This is a genomic window from Variovorax rhizosphaerae, from assembly GCF_037889975.1.
GTDB classification, from domain to species: domain Bacteria; phylum Pseudomonadota; class Gammaproteobacteria; order Burkholderiales; family Burkholderiaceae_C; genus Variovorax; species Variovorax rhizosphaerae.
In genome coordinates this window covers 48,522-68,649 of the sequence record NZ_JBBKZT010000027.1, presented here as the reverse complement: position 1 = coordinate 68,649, position 20,128 = coordinate 48,522, and the positions used below count along the sequence as shown (strand labels likewise).

The 20,128-nt window shown below is 67.2% G+C and carries 19 protein-coding genes; 13 read left to right on the top strand and 6 right to left on the bottom strand.

Annotated features, from left to right (window positions below; translation table 11 throughout):
- Positions 1–9: 9 nt before the first annotated feature.
- The 4 genes from WKW82_RS34680 to WKW82_RS34665 all read left to right on the top strand — a co-directional run bounded on the left by WKW82_RS34680 (position 10) and on the right by WKW82_RS34665 (position 2,973).
- Positions 10–1,158, top strand: a complete 1,149-nt coding sequence (locus WKW82_RS34680; RefSeq protein WP_340347595.1) for an acyl-CoA dehydrogenase family protein — start codon at positions 10–12, stop codon at positions 1,156–1,158.
- Positions 1,159–1,284: 126 nt separating this feature from the next.
- A complete protein-coding gene (gene cutA, locus WKW82_RS34675) occupies positions 1,285–1,602 on the top strand; it encodes a divalent-cation tolerance protein CutA (protein ID WP_340347593.1) in 318 nt (105 codons plus the stop codon).
- A 29-nt stretch (positions 1,603–1,631) separates the two neighbouring features.
- Complete coding sequence (locus tag WKW82_RS34670) at positions 1,632–1,796, top strand: DUF6693 family protein (protein ID WP_340347591.1); 165 nt, start codon at positions 1,632–1,634, stop codon at positions 1,794–1,796.
- 103 nt (positions 1,797–1,899) lie between these two features.
- A complete protein-coding gene (locus WKW82_RS34665) occupies positions 1,900–2,973 on the top strand; it encodes a hypothetical protein (protein WP_340347589.1) in 1,074 nt (357 codons plus the stop codon).
- A 249-nt stretch (positions 2,974–3,222) separates the two neighbouring features.
- Here WKW82_RS34665 and WKW82_RS34660 read toward each other — a convergent pair whose 3' ends face one another.
- Positions 3,223–3,405: a hypothetical protein gene (locus WKW82_RS34660; RefSeq protein ID WP_340347588.1), complete on the bottom strand. Its 183-nt coding sequence runs from the start codon at positions 3,403–3,405 to the stop codon at positions 3,223–3,225.
- Between the two features lie 352 nt (positions 3,406–3,757).
- Here WKW82_RS34660 and WKW82_RS34655 point away from each other — a divergent pair, with 352 nt between their 5' ends.
- Together WKW82_RS34655 and WKW82_RS34650 are read left to right on the top strand one after the other, a co-directional pair.
- Complete coding sequence (locus tag WKW82_RS34655) at positions 3,758–4,870, top strand: GNAT family N-acetyltransferase (protein WP_340347587.1); 1,113 nt, start codon at positions 3,758–3,760, stop codon at positions 4,868–4,870.
- A 104-nt stretch (positions 4,871–4,974) separates the two neighbouring features.
- A complete protein-coding gene (locus tag WKW82_RS34650) occupies positions 4,975–5,967 on the top strand; it encodes an ABC transporter substrate-binding protein (protein WP_340347585.1) in 993 nt (330 codons plus the stop codon).
- 30 nt (positions 5,968–5,997) lie between these two features.
- Here the strand turns inward: WKW82_RS34650 and WKW82_RS34645 are convergent, their stop codons facing one another.
- Positions 5,998–8,670: a winged helix-turn-helix domain-containing protein gene (locus tag WKW82_RS34645; RefSeq protein ID WP_340347618.1), complete on the bottom strand. Its 2,673-nt coding sequence runs from the start codon at positions 8,668–8,670 to the stop codon at positions 5,998–6,000.
- A gap of 188 nt (positions 8,671–8,858) precedes the next feature.
- On the opposite strand from WKW82_RS34645, the gene WKW82_RS34640 reads away from it, so the two are divergent.
- The 5 genes from WKW82_RS34640 to WKW82_RS34620 all read left to right on the top strand — a co-directional run bounded on the left by WKW82_RS34640 (position 8,859) and on the right by WKW82_RS34620 (position 13,827).
- Entirely contained in the window at positions 8,859–9,641 is a 783-nt protein-coding gene (locus WKW82_RS34640; RefSeq protein ID WP_340347583.1) for an SDR family NAD(P)-dependent oxidoreductase, read from the top strand.
- 206 nt (positions 9,642–9,847) lie between these two features.
- On the top strand, positions 9,848–11,026 hold the full coding sequence (locus WKW82_RS34635; protein ID WP_340347582.1) for an acetyl-CoA C-acetyltransferase: 1,179 nt from the start codon (positions 9,848–9,850) through the stop codon (positions 11,024–11,026).
- A 132-nt stretch (positions 11,027–11,158) separates the two neighbouring features.
- The gene (locus WKW82_RS34630; RefSeq protein ID WP_340347581.1) at positions 11,159–12,166 is read left to right on the top strand and encodes a phosphotransferase family protein; all 1,008 of its coding nucleotides are present in this window, start codon (positions 11,159–11,161) and stop codon (positions 12,164–12,166) included.
- Entirely contained in the window at positions 12,166–12,537 is a 372-nt protein-coding gene (locus WKW82_RS34625; RefSeq protein WP_340347579.1) for a DUF6285 domain-containing protein, read from the top strand. The genes WKW82_RS34630 and WKW82_RS34625 overlap by 1 nt, the downstream gene beginning before the upstream one ends.
- Positions 12,538–12,549: 12 nt before the next feature.
- A complete protein-coding gene (locus tag WKW82_RS34620; RefSeq protein WP_340347577.1) occupies positions 12,550–13,827 on the top strand; it encodes an acyl-CoA dehydrogenase family protein in 1,278 nt (425 codons plus the stop codon).
- A 247-nt stretch (positions 13,828–14,074) separates the two neighbouring features.
- On the opposite strand, the gene WKW82_RS34615 is transcribed toward WKW82_RS34620, so the two are convergent.
- Entirely contained in the window at positions 14,075–14,896 is an 822-nt protein-coding gene (locus WKW82_RS34615; protein WP_340347576.1) for an alpha/beta fold hydrolase, read from the bottom strand.
- Between the two features lie 294 nt (positions 14,897–15,190).
- Between WKW82_RS34615 and WKW82_RS34610 the strand changes: the two genes are divergently transcribed.
- Together WKW82_RS34610 and WKW82_RS34605 are read left to right on the top strand one after the other, a co-directional pair.
- Positions 15,191–15,592: a PaaI family thioesterase gene (locus WKW82_RS34610; RefSeq protein WP_340347575.1), complete on the top strand. Its 402-nt coding sequence runs from the start codon at positions 15,191–15,193 to the stop codon at positions 15,590–15,592.
- Between the two features lie 45 nt (positions 15,593–15,637).
- Positions 15,638–16,159: an ankyrin repeat domain-containing protein gene (locus WKW82_RS34605; protein ID WP_340347574.1), complete on the top strand. Its 522-nt coding sequence runs from the start codon at positions 15,638–15,640 to the stop codon at positions 16,157–16,159.
- Positions 16,160–16,168: 9 nt separating this feature from the next.
- Here WKW82_RS34605 and WKW82_RS34600 read toward each other — a convergent pair whose 3' ends face one another.
- The 3 genes from WKW82_RS34600 to WKW82_RS34590 all read right to left on the bottom strand — a co-directional run bounded on the left by WKW82_RS34600 (position 16,169) and on the right by WKW82_RS34590 (position 19,990).
- The gene (locus WKW82_RS34600; protein WP_340347572.1) at positions 16,169–17,500 is read right to left on the bottom strand and encodes a TAXI family TRAP transporter solute-binding subunit; all 1,332 of its coding nucleotides are present in this window, start codon (positions 17,498–17,500) and stop codon (positions 16,169–16,171) included.
- Between the two features lie 90 nt (positions 17,501–17,590).
- Positions 17,591–18,136, bottom strand: a complete 546-nt coding sequence (locus WKW82_RS34595; protein ID WP_340347571.1) for a peptidoglycan DD-metalloendopeptidase family protein — start codon at positions 18,134–18,136, stop codon at positions 17,591–17,593.
- A gap of 111 nt (positions 18,137–18,247) precedes the next feature.
- On the bottom strand, positions 18,248–19,990 hold the full coding sequence (locus tag WKW82_RS34590) for an ABC transporter ATP-binding protein (protein ID WP_340347570.1): 1,743 nt from the start codon (positions 19,988–19,990) through the stop codon (positions 18,248–18,250).
- Positions 19,991–20,128: the final 138 nt, after the last annotated feature.

Here is a 20,128-nt window from a genome sequence, read left to right as displayed (position 1 = left end):
AGACATTCAATGCCCATCGACTTCCGTCGCTCCTGGAGCGATGAAGACCTGGAGCTGTACCGCGACAACGTGGTGCGCTTCATCGAGACCGAGATGGTCCCGCACGACGAAGAGGCGCGCAAGGCGGGCCATGTGGGCCATGCCATCTGGCGCAAGGCCGGCGCGATCGGCCTGATCTGTGCCGACATCCCCGAGGAATACGGCGGCGGTGGCGGCGACTTCCGCCACGAAGCCGTGTTCTACGAGGAAGCGGCGCGCCGCGGCCTCAGCGGCATGGCCACCTCGGTGCATGCCATCGTCGCGCACTACTTCCTCAACCATGGCACCGAGGCGCAGAAGCGCGAGTACCTGCCGCGCATGGCACGCGGCGAACTGGTCGGCGCCATCGCCATGACCGAGCCCGGCGCCGGCTCCGACCTGCAGGGCGTGCGCACGCGTGCCGAGCGCGATGGCGACGACTACGTCATCAACGGCTCGAAGACCTTCATCACCAACGGCTTCCTCGCCGGCGTGGTGCTGGTGGTCGCCAAGACCGACCCCAAGCAGGGCGCCAAGGGGACGTCGATCCTGATCGTCGAGACCGAAGGCTGCAAGGGCTTCCGCGTCGGCCGCGTGCTCGACAAGATCGGCATGAAGGCGCAGGACACCTCGGAGCTGTTCTTCGACGATGTGCGCGTGCCGGCGGCCAACCTGCTGGGCGGCCAAGAGGGGCAGGGCTTCTTCCAATTGATGTCAGACCTGCCGTACGAGCGCACCATCATCGGCGTGGCGGCGCTCGCCACGATGGAAGGCGCGTATGAGGCCACGCTCGACTACGTGCGTGACCGCAAGGCCTTCGGCCAACCGGTGGCCAACTTCCAGAACACCAAGTTCAAGCTGGCCGAGATCGCCACGCAGATCAAGGTGGGCCGCGCCTTCATCGACCGCTGCGTGGAAGACCTGGTGGCCGGCAAGCTCGACACCGCGACCGCCTCGATGGCCAAGCTGTGGGGCTCGGAGACGCAGGGGCGCGTGGTCGATGAATGCCTGCAACTGTTCGGCGGCTACGGCTTCATGAGCGAGTACATGGTGGCGCGCATGTATGCCGACGCGCGCGTGCAGCGCATCTATGGCGGGACGAACGAGATCATGAAAGAGGTGATCTCGCGGGCGTTGTAGCCATGAGCGCCGCCCGGCCGCCCGAAGGCGCTCGCACCGCAGCGCGTAGCGCGAAGGTTACTCAATGAGCGCCGCCCGGCCGCCCGAAGGCGCTCGCACCGCAGCGCGTAGCGCGAAGGTTACTCAATGACCCCCATCGCCGTCGTCACGACCGTCGGCAGCCGGGCCGAGGCGCAGGCGATGGCGCGCGCACTGGTCGAGCGCAAGCTGGCCGCGTGCGCACAGATCTCGGAGATCGAGAGTTTCTACACCTGGGAGGGCGCGGTGCAGAACGAGCCGGAGTTCCGCGTCCTCTTCAAGACCACGCGCGAGCGCTACGCCGCCGTCGAATCCGCGATCCGCGAGCTGCACAGCTACGACCTCCCGGCGATCCACGCCATCGCGTTCGAGCACATCCATGCACCCTACGCACAGTGGGTTGAGGACAACTCGACAGGCGCGTAGCATCGCGCCCCTTCATCGAGGAGAGTCCCATGGCGAAATACAAGCTCGTGAACACGCTCACTTTCGGCGAGATGTTCGTGCAGGCGCTGATCTGGACCGTGCTGATCGTCGTGACCTTCGGCCTCGCCGCGCCGTTCTTCGCGTACTACTTCCTCAAGCTCATCATCAACAAGACGGAGATACACGAGTTCTGAGCGAGGGCCTCCTCCTCCCTGGGGATGCCTCCCCGGTCACTGCGTCCGGACAATGGGCGCCGACACAACGACCGGGGGCGAGAAGATGCGATCAAGAGCCAACATGATGATCGTCCGCACCGGGGCCAGGCCGATCTCCGTGCGCAATGTGTCGTTCGTGGCACTGGCGTTTGCCGTCGCGACGGCCGCAGCCGCGCCGCCGGCATCCTGTCCTGGCCCGACGACGATTGGCGGATTGCCGGGGGCACGATTCGCGGATGGCAGCTTTGGCGTCAAGGGCCCCTTGGCAGTCAATCCGGATGGCGCGAAGGCTTCATACACCGTCGGCGACCACGGGTTCACCTACATCTCCAACGGCATGGATCGATGGAACCCGAAGGTCAGTTGCCTGGCCAGTGGATCGAATTGCTCATCCTTGTTCCTGCAGGCCGAGAAGGGCGCTTTCGCCCCGGGGACGCCCGAATTCTGCGTGTACGCGATCGAGGTGGAAGCCCTTGCTCCGGGAGGCCAGACCGTTGCATGCGGAGGCGGCAAGAAGGTCATCGGAAATGGCAAGGGCCGCCCGCGTGTGGGCCAGGACCAACTCGACACGATCGAGGGTGGCAAGACACGCTACTACGCGTCGATGACGCATCTGAACCAGCTGGTCGACGGAATGGTTCGCTCGATCGATTCCGCGACAGTGCCTGCGATCGTGGTCCCGACCAGCTCCCCGGATCTCCTCGGGCGCGTCGTGTACGTCACCTTTGAGGGGCGGAGTACCGTGGCTGTCGCAGGGGACACGGGACCGCGATTCGGCGAGGGTTCCATTGCGCTCCATGAGCTGCTTCGCTACGGCAGCTTGCAGACACCACAGAAGATCGGGCCGATCAGCATCGCCAACCGTTGCGGCGATGCCGAGAAGTCACTCAAGGCGCCCTACGAGTCGCGGCCCGACAAGGGAAAGGGCGATCTGTGCAACAGGCCGGGCGCGCGACTGGGGCCGGCGGACGTCCGTGCCTACACCGGCATCGACGCGGGCGTCACCATGGTCCTCCTGGGCAAGGCGCGCCTTCCGATGAAGAGCATCGTGTCTCAAGTCCCCGTTACGGTCGACGCGCTGCGCAAGGCGGCGACGGATGCCGGCTACACCGATGAATCGATGCAGCGCACGGCAGCGTGCCTGTCGGGCAGTTGACGACGTATCGCTGCCCTTGCGCGACGGATCCGCGCCGCCCCTTCCGGTGAAGGTGGCTCCTTGTTCAGCGCGGCGACGAGCTCGACCTCGTCGTGGTAGTTCTTCGTCGGCGGCGGGTAGGTGCGGTCGATGGTCGCGCCCATGGGGCACGAGTTGTACCGCGTCGGTCGGCTTCTGGAAGAAGAAGAGCGGCTCGCGGTCCGCGTCGGAGCCGCGCTCGATCGCATGCGCGACGTAATTGCGCCCGATTCAGTACACGCGCCGCACCGGGAAGACTGGGTCGCTGCCGACCACCGGAATGGTCGCACCGGCCATTGCGAACAGGGGCTTGCCGCTGGCGCTGGCGCCGGAGCCAGTGGCGAAGGCTGACAGCGCACCAGCCGCCAGCGCGGAGCCGAGCTGGAGCATCGATCTGCGATTCTGGGTCGTCATCAAGGAGTTCCTTTTCGATAGTGTTGGTGCGCCCATCCGCGGCGCGCCGTATCGGCCGCGGCAAGACTTCACGGCGCGGGGAGAAACCCGGCATGCGCAGGCGTCTTCGCCAATGCCGAAATGCAAGAGCCTTTGATAGCATCCACGCCTTCTCAATCCACCGCGCGGAGGTATCCCATGGCACACGCACATCACCCCCACCTCCGCACTCATCCGGTGGATTCGCGAGCGTTGACATAGCCACTGCGTCATCACGCCTGGCCTGACGCTCCCCAACCGCCTGAGTCGCCCTCCAAGTCGTCGCGGCATTCGTTGCCCGCGACGTTGTCGGCATTCAAAACTCAAGGCACTCATGTCTTCTTTTCATGGCCGTTCGGCCAAGTTGGAACTTCGTCCTTTCGAACCCCTGCAGGCCAGCCCGTCGCAGTGGCAAGCGCTCCATGCATTCCGTCGCCTGCGCAGCCAGGAGGACTTCCCCGGCGAGCCGGTGATGTCCGATGCGGATTTCGAATCCGAGCTTCGTGTGGTGCGCCCTCTTGTTGAAGCGCGACGGGTGCTCGCCCTGCACGACGACGTGATCGCGGGAATCATGGTCCTGAACTTTCGTCGCCATGGCTCGCCCGACAGCGAAGACTACGCCGGCCATGTGGATGTCGCCGGCGGCGTCGCGCGCGGACTGCGCAAGCATGGCGTGGGCCGCGCGCTGCTCGCTGGCCTGGCGCATTTCATGGAAAGCCAAGGCAAGCACACCGCGACCGCCAAGGCCCACTTGCCCGACGGCCACGCGTGGCTGGACAGCATCGGCGCGACCTGCAAGCTGCGCATGTTCGAGAACCGCTCACCCTTCGATCAACTGGACTGGCAGATGCTCGCGCGCTGGGCCCGGCCGGCCGGACTTGACGCCCATGGCCTGCGTTGGGAAGTGCACTGCGGTCGCGTGCCGATGGAAACGCTGGCCCCCCTGATGACCCCCTTCACCGAGCTGATCAACGACCAGCCGCTGGATGGCCTGGACATCCCCCGCATCCGTTACGAGCTGAAGGACTATGAAAGCTGGTACGCGGACTTGGACCGCCGCGGCGGCGACCACTTCCTCGTGTTGCTGCGCGATGGCGAGCAAGTCGCCGCGATGTGCGACGCGACCTGGGACGCGCGTTTTCCGGATCGCATGTACCAGCAGCTCACCGCCGTCGCGCGGCCGTGGCGCGGCCAGGGACTCGCGAAGGCCGTCAAGGCGCGCATGCTGGAACGCGTGCGTCAGTGTCGTCCGGAAGTGGGGACGGTGCTCACGAACAACGCCGTCGTCAACGCGGCCATGCTGTCGATCAACAACCGGCTGGGATTCGGCGTGCACAAGGAGGACAGGTCGTACCAGATCGACCTGGCAACGCTGCGGGCGTACCTGGCGCAATCGCAGGTGCAGGCTGGAAGCGCGCGCGACACGCGGCAATCCAGCCAAGCCTGAGCATTCACGGGTCGAGCGCGACGGCACGCCGAGTGGATTTGACGGGCTCGATACCGAGGCGTACTGTCCCGCCAACGTGGCTTCGGCACACAGGAAGGCGACCCGTGAAACGACGCACTGCCTGCAACGCGATGCTGCTCGTCATGGCGGCGTTGTCGTCGCGCATGCCCCGGGCGCAGGTCGTGGGCCGACCGGCCCGCCTCGCGTTCCTGGTGGAGCCGGCATTGGAGGCGCCGCTGCAGCAAGCCATCGTCAAGGCCCTCCTGGAAGGGTTGCGTGCGCTGGGCTACGTCGAGGGCCGCAACTTCAGCATCGAGTTTCGCTCGGCAGATGGCAATTTCTCGCGCCTGCCGACGATGGCCGAGGAGCTGTTGCGGCAGCGGCCCGACGTGCTCGTCACCGCCTGGCCCGCGTCAGCGATGGCAGCGAAGGAAGCGACCCGCACGGTGCCCGTGGTGGCTGTGAGCGTCGACAACCCGGTCGCGATGGGGCTCGCGCAAAGCTTCTCACGGCCCGGCGGAAACATCACCGGCATCGGCTCCTGGGCACTGGAAATCGTTGCCAAGCGATTGCAGGTCTTGCGAGAGTTCGTGCCGACGGCAAGGCGCGTCGGCATCCTGTTCAATCCCGATGCGGTCGGGCCCGGCGGGCTTGAACCTGCGCTCACCAATTGGCAAAAGGGATTGGGTCTCGCGATCCACCCATACCCCGCACGCGGACCCACGGACTTCGACGGCGCATTCGCCGCCATGGTGCGAGACGGCATCGGCGGCCTGCTGGTGTTCGCTGATTCCAACACCTACACGCATCGCGTCCTGCTCAACCAGATGTGCCTGCAGCGGCGCATGCCGTCGGTCTGGGGCGGGCGTGACTTCATGACGGGCGGCGCGCTGGCCTCGTACCAGTCCGACTTCCCCGACATGTTCCGGCGGTCCGCCGCGTTGATCGGCAAGATCCTCAAGGGTGCCAAGCCGGGGGAAGTCCCGTTCGAGCAATCGAGCAAGCTGGAACTGGTGATCGACGCGAAGGCGGCCCGGGCGCTGGGGGTCGTGGTGCCGCCAGCGCTTCTCCTGTCGGCGGACCACGTCATCGAATAGCGACGGCGCGCCCGCTCACGGGCATGCGGGCTACCGGATCACCCCCACCTTGCGCGCAATCGCCACCGCCTGCGTGCGGCTCTTCGCGTCCAGCTTCAGGTTGATGCTGCGCAGGTGCGTGCGCACGGTGCTTTCGGAGACGAAGAGCTTCTCGGCCATCGCGCTGTTCGAATAGCCTTCGGCCAGCAGTTGCAGCACGTGGATTTCCTTGCGCGTGAGCGGCTCGGCGAGCTGGCTGCCCGGCGCGGGCGTGTCGATGTCGGGCGGCGCCAGCGGGCCCATGGCCTGGAGCAGGCGTTGCAGGTAGTCGGCAAGGATCGGGTCGCCGCGCGCGGACTGCGTGCGCGTCGAGACCGCAATGCCCTGGATCAGCGGGCCGACAGCCGGGCCCTCGTCCAGGATCAGGCGCATGAAGCCTTCCTGGCTCGCGGCCTGCAGCGCGGCGCCCATCGCGTCGAGAGCCGCCATTGCATCGCCCGCGCGGTGCAGGGCCAGCGCCCGCAGTACGCGCAGCTTGAGCGCGCGACGATGGCGCGCGCCTTCGATGGCCGAGCGGATCTCCGCATCGAGCATGGCGATGGCGGCATGCGCATCGCCGAACGCGATCTGCCAGCGCGCCTGCGCCAGCGCAAGGTAGTCGAGGTCATGCGCGGGCAGGCGCTGAACGCGCTCACGTGCCCACAACGCAGGATCATCCGCGCGCGTCAGTTCATCGCGTGAGGCCGGACCGTTGCCCTGCAGCAGCAACATGCGCGAGCGCTCCAGCTTGGCGCCCGCCACCACGCGCGGCAACTGGCGCGCATGGCCGAGGTATTCGAGCTCGGTCAGCGCGAGGAAGGCCGCGTCGATGTCGCCCGCATGGAACGCGATGCGCGAGCGCATGACGTGGCTCAGGATCATGTGGTCGGGCAGGCCCACGTCGCGCGCGAGCGGCAAGTAGGCGTTCAGAAGGTGGTCGGCCTGCGTCAGCTGGTTGACCTCGTACACCACCCCCGCATACAGCACGCCGGCCCAGGCATTGCCGTGGCTGTGGTTGTACGTGACCGCATGCGTGGAATCGACCGCCATGCGGAAGCGCGCCGTGGCTTGGCGCAGGCGACCGCCCTGCAGGTCGAGCATGCCTTCGAGCGACTCGGAATACATGCGGTTGAAGTTGCCGTGGCCCTGCCGGCTGCGCGCCGCGTCGAGCAGGCGCTGCGACTCGTGCTGGTCGCCCATCACCGCCAGCACATTGGCCATGGCGTTGAGCAGCGCGCTGTCGGCAAAGGCGATGCCGGTCGGCAAGCGGGCCAGCGCATCGCGGCCGGCGGCGTAGGCCTCGTCGTAGCGGTCCTGCATCGCGAGCAGCAGCGGGTAGAGCGTATGGGCGCCGGCGCGGACCTCGGGGATGTCGCTGTCGGTGCAGCCCGATTGCTGGAGATGAAGCATCGCCTCCCACGGACCGCGCGTGAAGCATTCGGCCCACAGCGCGATCAGCTGCAGCATCGGCTGCGCGCGAAGCTGGTGCGCCGGGATGGCCGCAAACCAGCGCGACAGCATGCGCATGCGGCCTTGTTCCAGGAACTGCCCGGCCCAGGTGTGGAGCAGCGTCAGCGCATGCGGATGGTCGCCGCCCTCGATCGCGTGGTCGATGGCCGGCACCGGGCGGCCTTGCGATTCGTACCAGGCCGATGCCGACAGGTGCAGCCGTGCCAGTTCGTCGGGCATCTCGCGCGCCAGCTGCGCACGCAGGAAGTCGCCGAACAGGCTGTGATAGCGCCAGGCGCGGCCCTCGCCGGTGACCGGCGTGAGGAACAGGTTGGATGCGGCCAGTTGCTCCAGGATGGCGGCGCTGTCGGCACGCGGGTTCAGCGCCTGGCACACCGATGCATCGAGCTGGCGCAGGATGCTGGTGCGCAGCAGGAAGTCGCGGATCTCGCGCGGCTGGTGCGCCAGCACGTCCTCGGCCAGGTAGTCGGCGATGGCGCGGTCGGAGCCGGAGAAGCGTTCGACGAAGCCCGTGGCCACGCCGTGGCGCTCCAGCGCCATCGAAGCCAGCCAGATCGCCGCCACCCAGCCTTCCGTCTTGCGATGCAACTGCGACAGCACGTCGGGTGGCAGGGCGGCAGCGGAGGCGCGCAGGTCGAAGAAGGCGCTGGTTTCCTCCAGCGTGAATCGCAGGCGGTCGGTGTCGATCTCCAGCAACTGGCCGCGTGCGCGCAGCCGCCCCAGGCCCAGGTCCGGCAGGCCACGCGAGCCGATCACGATCTGGCCGCGGCGCGGCAACTGCTCGATGATCTCGCGCACCAAGCCGAGCACGGCGGGCTCCTGCACCACCTCGAAGTCGTCGAGGAAGAGGGCGAAGGGCGCATCCAGCATGGCCAGCGCGGCGACCGCGTCGAAAGCCGCGCCGGCGCCGACCGGCTCCACGCCCAGCCGCAACGCCGCCTCGGCCAGGCCATCGAGAAAGCGCGAGACGTCGTTGTCGGCCCGGTCCAGCGTGAGCCATGCGGTATTCGTGCCTCGTTCCTCCATGCGCGCCCGGCTCTGCGCCATGGCCGTGGTCTTGCCGAAGCCGGCGGGCGCGCGCACCAGCACCATGCGGGCGGTGGCCGCCGCAATCTCGTCGCCGATGGCGCGGCGCGGCACCTGCGTGGCGACGAAGGCCGGCGGGTTGAGCTTGGTCTCGAGAATCCGGAGGGAAGAAGGCGGGGAGGGCTGCATCGCCGGCGAAGAAGTTGGACCGCCGATCATGCCGCGCCGTGGCTCGGGGCGGCGTCCCGCGTTTGCCAGTGCCGCTGCCGCGGTCATTTCGTCGATTCGGACGATGCCGGTTCGCACGGTGTCTCACTAGACTGGCGGGTCATGCCGGCGCAGACCCGGCCACGCTGAGACAACCGCAAGGACACCTGATGCAACTCGACTCCTCCATTGCCGCCATCGTCACCGGCGGCGCTTCCGGCCTCGGCGCCGCCACCGCGCGCCGCCTGGCCAGCCGCGGCGTGAAGGTCGCGCTGTTCGACTTCAACGAAGCACAAGGCGCGGCCGTTGCGGCCGAGATCGGCGGCGTGTTCTGCAAGGTCGACGTGACCTCCGAGGAGCAGGTCGACGCGGCTTTCGTCAAGGCGCGCGAGGCCCATGGCCAGGAGCGCGTGCTGGTCAACTGCGCCGGTACCGGCAATGCAGTCAAGACCGCCAGCCGCGACAAGACTACGGGTGAGATCAAGCACTTTCCGCTCGCGAATTTCGACCGCATCATCCAGATCAACCTGGTCGGCACCTTCCGCTGCATCGCCAAGTCGGCCGCCGGCATGCTCACGCTCGACATGCTGGAAGACGGCGAGCGCGGGGCCATCGTCAACACGGCGTCAGTGGCGGCGCAGGACGGGCAGATGGGGCAGGCCGCCTACACCGCCTCGAAGGCTGGCATCGTCGGCATGACGCTGCCCATCGCGCGTGACCTGATGGGCGAGGGCATCCGCGTCAACACCATCCTGCCGGGCATCTTCAACACGCCGCTGCTGCAGGGTGCGCCTGACAACGTCAAGGCGGCGCTGGCCGCGTCGGTGCCATTCCCTAAGCGCTTGGGCAAGCCGGAGGAGTACGCAGCGCTGGCCGAGTTCATGATCACCACGGGGTACATGAATGGCGAGAGCGTGCGTCTCGACGGCGCCATCCGCATGGCCCCCCGTTGAAAGGGCGAATCTTTCTACTGCGGCCACCGATCTCGGGCCTGCGGTGTTGGCTCCGGCATGACAAGCGCTTCGCACAATTGTCAGCCTCGCCGCAACTGCGTTGTCACCGCACGAGAGTGCGGTTCCGCTCCTCGACCCGACCTCGGCGCCCTCGCTACGAAATCTTCACCCTTTCAATCCATCACTTTTGAAACGGAGAAAAAATAATGCCTGAAGCCTTTATCGTCGAAGCCGTCCGCACCGCAGGCGGGCGTCGCAATGGCCGCCTGTCGGGATGGCACCCGGTCGACCTGGCGGCGCAAGTGCTCGACGCACTGGTCGCACGCACCGGCGCCGACCCCGCGCTGATCGACGACGTCATCATGGGTTGCGTGATGCAGGGCGGCGAGCAGGCGCTGAACGTCGCGCGCAACGCCGTGCTGGCCTCGCGGTTGCCGGAATCGGTGCCGGGCACCTCGGTCGACCGCCAGTGCGGCTCGTCGCAGCAGGCGCTGCAATTCGCGGCGCAGGCCGTGATGTCGGGCACCCAGGACGTGGTGATTGCTGCCGGTGTGGAAAGCATGACGCGCGTGCCCATGGGCATGACCGTCGCGCTGGCTGCGAAGGCCGGCCTGGGCAACTACATGAGCCCGGCCATGAAGGCGCGCTATGGCAACGTCGAGTTCAGCCAGTTCACCGGCGCCGAGATGATCGCCAGGAACTACGGCCTCGAAAAGGATGCGCTCGACCGCTATGCGCTGCAGAGCCACGAACGCGCCATCGCCGCGACCCGCGCGGGCGCGTTCGAACGCGAGATCGTGCCCGTGGCCGTTCGCATGGCCGACGGCACCGAGCCCGGCGAGATGCACACGGCCGACGAAGGCATCCGCTACGAGGCTACGTTGGAAAGCATTGCCTCGGTCAAGCTCATCGCCGAAGGCGGGCGCTGTACGGCCGCCACGGCGAGCCAGATCTGCGACGGCGCGAGTGGCGTGATGGTGGTCAACGAGCGCGGCCTGAAGGCGCTGGGCGTGAAGCCGCTGGCACGCATCCACCACCTGAGCGTGATGGGCCACGACCCGGTCATCATGCTGGAGGCGCCGATTCCTGCCACGCAACGCGCGCTGCAGAAGGCCGGCATGAAGATCGACGACATCGACCTGTTCGAAGTCAACGAAGCCTTTGCGCCCGTGCCGCTGGCGTGGCTGCAGGTGACGGGTGCGGACCCGGAGCGGCTCAATGTGAATGGTGGGGCGATTGCGCTGGGGCATCCGTTGGGTGCTTCGGGGACCAAGCTGATGACGACGCTGGTGCATGCGCTCGGCCAGCGCGGCAAGCGCTACGGCCTGCAGACCATGTGCGAGGGTGGAGGAATGGCCAACGTCACCATCATCGAACGCCTCTGAAATCTGTCGAGAATCGACGCGATGCGGCGTTGCAAATGCTCGCCGTACTGCCTGTACGGCTGTGCTTTGCGCCTTGCCTCGCGTCGATTTCGACAGATTTGACTTGCGCCAGAACCAAGAGGGGAGACGTTCGTGAGCGATGAGTCGAAGGTGATCGCCGACGCGCTGCATGCGCTTGCGGGCACGCTGGTGCCTGGGGGCACAGCGCTTCAGGGCGTGCGCCGTTTGTCCGGCGGCGCAAGCCAGCAGACTTGGGCCTTCGAGGTGGATGCTGGTCCGCAGGTTGTCCCTCTCATACTGCGCCGCGCAGCCGACGCAACGGGGGAACGCGGCATGGGCTCGGCGGGACTCGCAGCCGAAGCACAGCTCATCGATGTTGCACGCATAGGCGGCGTACCGGTTCCCGGCGTGCGCCACGTCCTGCGCGCATCCGACGGCCTGGGCGATGGCTTCATCATGGACCGCATCGAAGGCGAGACCCTGGGCCGCCGCATCGTGCGCGAGGCCCGCCTTGCCGATGCACGCCGCGTGCTGGCACACCAATGCGGCACCGCATTGGCGCGCATTCACCGACTGTCGACCAAGTGCCTCCCACCGCTGCGGCGCGCCGACGCGCTCGCCGAACTGGACTACCAGATCGAGATCCACCGCAGCCATGGCACCATGCGCCCGGTGTTCGAGATCGCTTTCCAATGGCTGCGCGCGCATGCGCCGGCGGACATGGACGCGCCGGTGCTCGTGCACGGCGACTTTCGCAACGGCAACCTCATCGTCGACGAGGAGGGCCTGCGCGCCGTGCTCGATTGGGAGCTTGCGCATCTGGGCGACCCGATGGAAGACCTGGGCTGGATGTGCGTGCGTTCCTGGCGTTTCGGCAACGGCCATCTGCCGGTGGGCGGCTTCGGCACCCGCGAGCAACTGTTCGAGGGCTATGCCAGCGCAGGCGGCATCGTCGATGTCGAACGCGTGCATTGGTGGGAGTTGATGGGCTCGCTGAAGTGGGGTGTCATCTGCGAAACGATGCTGCAGGCCTGGCTCAGCGGACGCGAGCGCGATGTCGAGAAGGCGGTGATCGGCCGCCGCGCCTCGGAGGCCGAATCGGACCTGCTGGCCCTGCTGGCGCCGGGAGGAAGCAACTGATGCAAGACCGGCCCAGCACCGCCGAATTGATCGAAGCCGTCGCGACCTTCCTGCGCGAGCAAGTCGTGACGACGACGGGCGGCGCCGCGGTGCCCTTCCATGCGCGCGTCGCAGCCAACGCGCTCGACATCGTGCAGCGTGAACTGCGCTTGGCGCCCGAGGCCAACCAGGGCGAGCTGCTTCGCCTGCGCGCCCTGCTCGGCGCGGACATGCCGGCGGACCTGGCGGAGGCCAATCGCCTTCTCTGCGCACGCATCGCATCCGGTGCGATGACCCTGGCCACCCCCGGCCTCGCCGAACACCTGCGCCAGACCACGCGCGACAAGCTGGCCATCGACCAGCCCGGCTACGACAACAACGACAAGCGCTGAAAGAAGACGAACATGGACTTCGACCTGCCCTCCGACCTCGTCGCCTACCTCGCCGAACTCGACGACTTCATCGACCGCGAGATCGCGCCGCTGCAGGCGCAGGACGACAACGAGCGCTTCTTCGACCATCGGCGCGAATGGGCCCGCACCGACTTCGACAACGGCGGACTGCCGCGCCCCGAGTGGGAGTCGCTGCTGGCCGAGGCCCGACGACGTGCCGACAAGGCCGGCCACCTGCGCTTCGGCCTGCCAGCGGAGTTCGGCGGGCGTAACGGCAGCAACCTCTGGATGGCCGTGATCCGCGAGCACTTTGCCGCGCGCGGCCTGGGCCTGCACAACGACCTGCAGAACGAGCATTCCATCGTCGCCAACAACCCCTTCGTGCTGGTCATCCGCGATCTCTGCACGCCGGCGCATCGCGACGAACTGATCCCGGGCATGCTCGATGAGCGCGTGCGCCTGACCTTCGGCCTGACCGAACCGCAGCATGGCTCCGATGCCACGCACATGGAGACCCGTGCCGTGCCCGAATCGCGCAACGGCCAGCCGGGTTTTCGCATCGACGGCGAGAAGATGTGGACCACCGGCATGCACACCGCGACGCATTGCGTGCTGTTCGCGCGCACCAGCGGCCGCGACGGCGAGGCCCGCGGCATCAGCGCCTTCCTGGTGCCGGCGCATGCCGAGGGCGTGAAGATCGAGGAATACCTCTGGACCTTCAACATGCCGACCGACCATCCGCGCGTGAGCTTCAACAACGTTTGGGTGCCGGGCTCCGCGGTGCTCGGCAAGCTCGACGGCGGCCTGGCGCTGGCCCAGCATTTCGTGCACGAGAACCGCATCCGTCAGGCCGCATCGAGCCTCGGCGCCGCCGATTACTGCGTGCGCGAAAGCGTCAAGTACGCGCGCGAGCGCAAGCCTTTCGGCGAGGAGCTCGCGCGCAGCCAGGGCATCCAGTTCCCGCTGGTCGAACTCGCCACGCAGGTCGAGATGCTGCGCCTCCTGATCCGCAAGACCGCCTGGCAGATGGACCAGATGCCCAAGCCCGAAGTCGAGAAGCGCCTGTCCGACAAGGTCTCGATGTGCAACTACCAGGCCAACCGCCTGTGCTGCGAAGCGGCCGACCGGGCGATGCAGGTGCACGGCGGGCTGGGCTATTCACGCCACAAGCCCTTCGAGCACATCTACCGGCATCACCGCCGCTACCGGATCACCGAAGGGTCCGAGGAGATCCAGATGCGCAAGGTGGCCGGCCACCTGTTCGGGTATATGGGCGCCGGCAAATATTGATCCCGCGCCGCGCACCCGCGACGGCTTCTCTTCTAGCGTCTTCCGCGACGCATGAACAAGCGCTAGCAAAGCCATGCCTGTTCGTGGGCACCCGCGGTACCGGCTTCGCCGGGCCGCTGGGTTGCGCCCCCTTGAGGGGCTGAGGGCCGCGGCTCCAAGCCTGCCAGTGCAGGCTTGGACGGAACCGCAAGAGCAGCCGCCTCTGGCGGCCGCCCCGGTGCCGCAGGCGCTTGGGGGTGGGCTTCAATCAGGACTTGAAGAACGCCAGCAAGTCCGGATTGATGATCTCCGGATGCGTCGCGCACATCCCGTGCGGCAGGCCGGGGTAGATCTTCAACGTCGCGTTCTTCAGCAGCTTGGCCGACAGCAGCGCGGCATCTTGGTACGGCACGATCTGGTCGTCGTCGCCGTGCATGACCAGCATCGGCACATCGATCTTCTTCAGGTCCTCGGTGAAGTCGGTCTCCGAGAAGGCCTTGACGCATTCGTAGTGGGCCAGGATCGAACCCATCATTCCCTGCAGCCACCAGTGGTCGCGAATGCCTTGCGAGATCTTCGCGCCGGGCCGGTTGTAGCCGTAGAAGGGCAGCGTGAAGTCCCGGTAGATCTCGGCGCGATTGGCCGCCACGCCAGCGCGAATTCCGTCGAACACCTCGATCGGCAGCCCGCCCGGGTTGGCCTCGGTCTTGAGCATGAGCGGCGGCACTGCGCCGATCAGCACGCCCTTGGCCACGCGCTTGGTGCCGTGCCGGCCCATGTAGCGGGCTACCTCGCCGCCACCGGTCGAATGGCCGACGTGGATCGCGTCCTTCAGGTTCAGCGCCTCGGTCAGCGCGGCCAGGTCGTCGGCATAGGTGTCCATCTCGTTGCCGCCCGATGTCTGGCTGGACCGCCCGTGCCCGCGCCGGTCGTGCGCGATGACGCGATAGCCCTGCTGGAGGAAGTACAGCATCTGGCCATCCCAGTCGTCGCCCGAAAGTGGCCAGCCGTGCGAGAAGACGATGGGCTGTCCGGTGCCCCAGTCCTTGTAGAAAATCTCGGTGCCGTCCTCGGTCTTGATCGTGCTCATCAATGCGTCCTTGGGTAATGGTTGAGTGAGGGAGGATGTGCCTGTGCGGCACGGTGAGTGCCCGATTTCATTTGCTCGTATTCATGAAACGGGGTACGCAGCTTGAAGCAAAACGCGTTCCCGTGCAGGGGCATGCATTTCGCGCCACGGCATATGCGCCACGCGACAAGCGCCTTGCAACGCGCGACACGCGCAGTCGCCATCGTGTCGCTTGCCATAGGGCCTGCCGCGTAGCATTGCCGCTCGCCGCTGGCGCCCATGCGATGGCGCGGCGGATGCGCAGGACACAACCCCATGGACAAGCAAAAATTCCCCACCGGCCTGATGCACGCCATCGGCTTTACCGAACTCCTTCGCAGCGACGCCGAAGCCGGCGCTGCCCGCGTCCGCTTCACCGCGCGCCCCGAATTCGCCCACACCCACGGCACGGTGGTGCAGGGCGGCATCATCACCGCCTGGCTCGACTGCTCGATGGCCTTCGCCGTGATGGCACGCGAGCCGGAATCGGGGCTGGCCAGCCTGGAACTCAAGGTGACCTTCCTCGAGCGCGTCGACGTATCGACCTTCGAAGTCGAAGCCCGCGTCCTGCGCTGGGGCCGCAGCGTGGTGTTCCTCGAGGCCGACCTGTTTGCGCAGGACGGCCGGCTGTGTGCCCGGGCCTCGTCGACGGGGAAGCTGGTGCGGGCGAAGGGTTGACGCTTGAGTCGTCGAACCGCCATCCGATGGAGCGTCGCAGTCGCCTTGCTGGCAGGCGGCGCGGCGGTGGCCCTGCTCGCGCGCTCCGTCCTGGATCGCGATGCGATGCAATTGCAGATCTGCATGGAGGTGGAACGTCCGTTCCTCGCCTGGCCTTGCCGCCAGGCGCTCTATCGGCTTCACCCGACGGCCGCCGAGATTCGCGATATGAACCGTTCGGCCGGCGCCCAGTTCGTGGTGTTCATGGAAGACCGGGCCGAGGCACGACGCCTCCTGAGTCACTACTTGAACGCCGGGCTCGACATCAACGCGCAAGACCATCGCGACGCCCTTGCCAGTGGTGAAAGCCGAGGCAACCCGCATTGGACCGCCTTGCACCTTGCCGCCACCGCGCTGGATGAGAATGCCGTTCCCCTGCTGCTCGACAACAAGGCGAACCCCGCCGTCAAGGATGACACTGGCCGGACGCCCCTCGATCTTGCCAAGGCGGCTGCAGCGAAGCAGTCGCCGGACCAGCGAAACACAGCGGTCATCGAACTGCTGGAGTCGGCCGGGTCGAAACGCTGAGAAGAGGGGCTACCCCGCCTCCTCCGACTGCCGCGCCAACTGCGCCCGCACATAGTCCACATGCTGCCGCAGCGTGTACACCTTGTCCGAGAACTCCAGCGGAAATTTCGATTGCACGATTTCCTTCTCGATGTGGTCCAGCTGCGCACGCGCGTTGCGCCGCTCCTGGTCATTCAACTGGCGTGAAGCCAGGTCCCGCTCCAGGAACTTCAATTCGCCATAGCGGCGGTAGATCTTGCTCTGGCGCCGCCACGAGACCAGCGCTGGTAGCACGCGCGCCAACGGCACCAGGATGGCCGCCAACGGGACGAGCAGCAACAACAGGCGCTGCACCCAGTTCGCCGCCCAGAAGGGCAGGTAGCTCTGCAGGAAGGGTCGGCCGTTCTTGAAGTAGCGCTCGGCCTCGGTCGACAGCGGAAAGTCCGTGCCCTTGGGGCTGGGGAATTCATCGGGCCGGTTGATCAGGCTCGGCTGCTTGTGCACCTGCTGCGCGGCCTCCAGCAGCAGGTAGCTGAGGGCGGGATGCAACTCGTCGCGAACGACCAGGTTGGCCGTCGTCGCCAGCAGTTCGATGTCGTTCGGGGGCATGTCGCGTTGCGGGTCGACCGAACCGCGCTTCAGCACTACCGGGCGAAAGTAAGGGAAGCGGCGCGCCAATCCTTCCACATGCTCCAGTGCCGCCAAGTGCATCGAACCGTCGGACAGCAGTCGCTGTATCGCGGGCGCTTGCGGTGCCGAGATGATGATGGCCGCGTCGATCTCGCGGCGCGCGAGCATGTCGACCACGGCCAGGCCGCCGTCATGGATGAAGGTGGTGCCATCCGCCGCGGGCTGGTTGCCGTCGGTCACCACGCCATAGACGGCCAGCAGTTGCAGCGCCACCTTGTTGTTGCCGCTGCCGGGCACGCCGATGGCCGTGCGCTTGCCGGCCAGCGCGCCGAGCCCCTTCGACAGGTCCAGCGTGTGCGTGAAGATCCACACCGGCTCGTAGGCGACGGTGGCCAATGAGCGCAACGGCGTCGCGCTGGGCAACGCGTCATAGTCGAGCGTCAGCAACCCGGTGCCGCCCTGCGCGAAAGCGACCTGCACGCTGCCATCGTTGAGCCGCTGCAGGTTCTCGACGCCGCCGCTCGACGCGCGCAACTGCAGGTCGATGCCGTTGGCCTGCAGGATGTCCTTGTAATGCTGGCCGAAGCGGTGATACGCGCCGTCGGTCACGCCCGTGCTCATGATGAGCGAGCGCGGCGGCGCGGGGCTCACGAAGCGCACCACCGCCCAGATCAGGGCTGTCAGGACCGCGATGGCCACGCCCCACAAGAGCAGGTGGCGGCGAATCGACATGGAGCGCATCCGGATCTCCTTCGGCGCGTAGTCTCCGCGAAGGCGAACGCAGTGTCGAGGCCGGCGGGCGGCCGCCCTGTTTCTTGCGGATCAGCGCACCTTGTTGTCCAGGAAGGGCAGCGGATTCACCGCCACGCTTTGCTTGCGGATCTCGAAGTGCAGCTTCACGCGATCCGTGCCGCTCTTGCCCATCTCGGCGATCTGCTGGCCCTGGCGCACCACCTGGTTCTCCTTCACCAGCGCCTTGTCGAGGTGCGCGTAGGCGGAGATGTAGGTCTCGTTGTGCTTGATGATGATCATCGTGCCGTAGCCGCGCAACGCGTTGCTGACGACCACGACGCGGCCATCGGCCGTGGCCAGCACCGGGTCGCCGAGTGCGCCGGCAATATCGATGCCCTTGTTCTCTTTGCCGTTGAATCGGGCGACGATTTCGCCTGCGGCCGGTCGGATGAACGCCGGTTTTACCGTGGGCGCGGGTGGTGGCGGCGATGGCGACGGCGCGGCCGGCACGCCCGCGGTGGGCGCGCGCTTGGCAGGCGGCGGTGGGGTGCTGGAGCAGGCGGCGAGGGCGGTGACCGTGAGGGCGAGGAGGGCGCGTCGGAGCGAGGGGGATGTTGCGAAGGCAGATAGAGGCATGAGTTGTTGGTATGTTGTCGTCGCGCTGTGTTCCCTGGAAAGCAGCGTCTGCGCTGCAGGGCAGCAAAATATAGTGGCTCGCATCTGCCGGCCTGTGGCCGCTACCACTTATTACCTGTTCGATCCGTGCCGCAATTGGGGCTGGCGCTGCAGCACTTCGGCGCGCGGACCGGCATCGGCGATGCGGCCAGCCTCCATCAGCACCACCGTGTCGAAGTGGTCCAGCACGCTGAGCCGGTGGATCGACGCGATCAGGCAGGCGTCGGGGAAAGCGGTGCCGATGCGCTCCAGTACGCGGGCCTCGGTGGCGGCGTCGAGCGCACTGGTGGGCTCGTCGAGCAAGAGCAAGGAACTCCCTTGCGCTGCAAGCACGCCGCGCGCCAGGCACAGGCGCTGCCGCTGGCCGCCGGAGAGGTTGAAGCCACGCTCGGTCAGCGGCGTGTCGAGCGAGCCCTTCATGGCGTCCAGCACTTCGTCGAAGGCGCTGGCATGCAAGGCGGCCTGCAACGCGGCCTCCTCATGCGGCTCGCCGAAGGTCAGGTTCTCGCGCACGCTGGCCTCGAACACCTCGATCTCCTGCGGGATCAGCGTGGCGAGCCGGCGAAGCGCGGTCCAGTCCTGCGCATGGCCGTCGAGGCGCAGGCTGCCCTGCTGCGGCACGTAGAGCCCCGCCAGCACGCGCAGCAAGGTGCTCTTGCCACCACCGCTCGGGCCCACCAGCGCGATGCGCTCGCCGCGGTGCAAGGCCAGCGCCATGTCGCGCAGGCCACCGCCGCGTGCCGCATCGGCATAGCCCCATGCCAGGTGGTTGATGGCGATGCGCTGCCACGCGGCGCCGCGTTCGATCGGTGTGTCGCTGCGGCCATCCGACGGGTCGCCCGGCGCGGCCCAGATCGGGTCGGCGCTCAGGTAGTCGGTGTGCATGCGCGCGAAGTTCTGGAAGTTGGCCGCCATCGAGCCGACCACGGCCGCCGCCTGCTGCGCGTACTGGTAGATCATGAACACGTTGCCTAGCTGCACGGCCTCGCCGGGTCCGCGTTCATGCCACACGTAGATGAGCACCAGCGCCCAGGTCAGCCCGAGCCCGAGCAGTTCCACCGCGGCCCACTTGCCTTCGTTCAACATCGCCGCGCGCTTGAGCGGCACCGACACCGCCGCCATGCGACGACGCAGCAGCACGCGCGAGGCCGCCTGCAGCCGCAGGCCGATCACCGTCGATGCGTTCCCGATGAAGTCCAGTAACGCTGCGACATAGCGCCGGTCGGCATCGTTCTCGGTGCGGGCCAGCTTCATCAGCGCGCGGTCGAAGCGCAGGATCACCAGGCCGATCAGCACATAGCCCACCAGCGCCAGCACGCCGCTGGCGCGCGACAGCAGCATCAACGCCACCAGCGGCCCGACGAAGGTCACCGCACTCGCGAGGTAGACGAACTGGTTCTGCGCGAAGTCCGACAGCGCACGGCCGGCCTGGTGCACGCGGTGCTGCAACTCGCCGGAGTGATGCGCGTCGTGCCAGGTCAGCGGCGCGGCGGCGATGCGGGCATAGAGCGTGTCGGCCAGCGTCTCGCGCACGCGCACGGCCACGTCACGCTCGAGCACGCGGCCGGGCCCGTGCAAGCCCCAGGAGACGAGGTAGACGAACACCAGCAGCAGGATCCACTGCGTGGCGGTGCCGATCTCGCCTTGCTGCAACGCGTTGATAGCCTTGCCAGCCAGCCACGGCATGCCCAGCCGGATCAGCTGCGACCCGCCCAGAAGCGACAGCGCACCGACCAGTCGCCCACGCACCCCGGCGGCAAAGCGCCACAGGGCGCCATAGAGGACGCGAAGGGGGTGCTGGCCGGGCGCAGGCATGGGTACTGCGCCGGGCGGTTAGTGCGCTGTCCCGCAGGTCACTGCGCAGAATGAAATCGATGCATTTCGTGTCAGGGCAAGGCGCAAACCACAGCGATACCGGAAGGTATCGCGAGGATTTGCAACGCCGCCATGGCG